Origin of the sequence: Aeromonas sp. QDB23, assembly GCF_027707745.1 — a bacterium.
Taxonomy (GTDB): Bacteria; Pseudomonadota; Gammaproteobacteria; order Enterobacterales; family Aeromonadaceae; genus Aeromonas; species Aeromonas allosaccharophila.
Genome location: NZ_JAPCJA010000140.1, coordinates 1 through 1531 on the forward strand (window position 1 = coordinate 1; position 1531 = coordinate 1531).

The window sequence follows — 1531 nt, forward strand, 5'->3', positions numbered from 1 at the left end:
GTAACGGTTCACCCAGACCAGTTGACAGGTAAAAAATGAGACGATCGTCCGGTGATCCACTATTGCCTCTTGCGTGATCCTGTCAGCTTGGCACCATCAGGGGCATGAGCACATCCATGACCCCACCGGCCGCTTCGCCGCTGACCCTTGAGCAGGCTAATGAACTTATTCAGAAGCTGATGGCGCGCATCGCCGAGCTAGAAGACCGACTCAACCAGCACAGCGGCAATTCCTCCAAGCCTCCTTCCAGTGATGGGCCAGGCTCACCACCACCTGCTCGGCCGCGCCTTGCCTCAGGTAAAAAACGCGGCGCCCAACCGGGCCACAAAGGCGCTCGGCGTGAGCGTCATCCAGCGGATGAACGGCTGACGGTAATACCCCATTACCCTGCCAGACAGTGCGCCTGCTGTGGGGGCAATGTGGTATTTCATGACAAACCCTACCGCGTCCATCAGGTCTTTGACCTGCCCGAGGTCAGCTACAGGGTGACCGAACATCAGCTCTTTAGCGGCACCTGTTGTCATTGCATCGAGACCAGCCCGGCTCCGTTGCCCGAGACGGTGAGCAGCAGCCAGATGGGGACCAACCTGCTGAGCTACATCGCCCTGCAAAGTGGTCTGTTTCACCAGAGCATTAGCCAGATACAACAACAGCTTAAACAGCACTTCGGCCTGAGCTTCAGTCGCGGCGCCATCAGCGAGGCGCAAGGGCGAGTCAGTGCCATGTTGACCCCGACGCACCAGGCCATCAAACAACAAGTGCAATCAGCCTCCTGTATCCATGCCGATGAAACACGGCATCAGCGTGGTGGTGAGCGGCGCTGGATGTGGCTGGCACTGAGCAAGGTGGCCGTCTGTTTCATGACGGCGTTTGGCCGGGGTCAGGATGCGGCCAAACGGCTGCTGGGCTCAGAATTGGATGGCGTGTTGGTGACAGACCAGTACGCAGGATACCGTTTCATCGACAGCAGCCAGCGTCAGCTGTGCTGGGCCCATGTACTGCGCAATGTGGCAGCGATTGCCGACAGCGGCGAAAAGGTCAATCAGCCCATTGGGGCCCGACTGGTGCTTCTCGCAAATAGCGTATTCAGGGTTCGACATGGCTATGAACAAGGCGTGTTGAGCCAGAAACAATATCAGCGAAGGCTTGAGCGATGTCGGCAAAGCTGGCGAAAAGAGCTGGGGCGAGGCAGTTTGCTGTGCAGCAAGCGCTACCGAGGTCGCTGTCGGCTACTGCTCAAGGATGATGAAATGCTGTGGCGTTTTCTGGAAAACGACGAGATAGCCTTGACCAATAATGAGGCGGAACGGGCGCTACGCGGGTATGTGCTGTGGCGCAAGGGGAGCTATGGCGTTTGGTCACATCGGGGAGAGCTGTTTCGGCAGCGCATCTTGTCTTTGATAGAGACAGCCAAGCGGTTAGGTCGCTGTCCGCAGGAATGGCTGAGGGCCGTGGTCAGTGCCTGCATAGAGAAAACAGACTACCCGCTCCCGGAAGAGTTGTTGTCAACATCCTCCCGGTGAACGGTTAC

1 protein-coding gene is annotated in these 1531 nt (G+C 57.9%); it reads left to right on the forward strand.

What is annotated here, in order from left to right; genetic code table 11:
* The first annotated feature begins 104 nt into the window (after positions 1 to 104).
* Positions 105 to 1523 (forward strand): IS66-like element ISUnCu16 family transposase, encoded by a 1419-nt coding sequence (locus PG888_RS22815; RefSeq protein ID WP_005327996.1) that lies wholly within the window; start codon positions 105 to 107, stop codon positions 1521 to 1523.
* The last annotated feature ends 8 nt before the right edge of the window (positions 1524 to 1531 follow it).

Bases quoted from the DNA above. Each gene is read 5' to 3' on its own strand.
- PG888_RS22815 (WP_005327996.1), top strand. From the start codon at position 105: ATGAGCACATCCATGACCCCACCGGCCGCTTCGCCGCTGACCCTTGAG.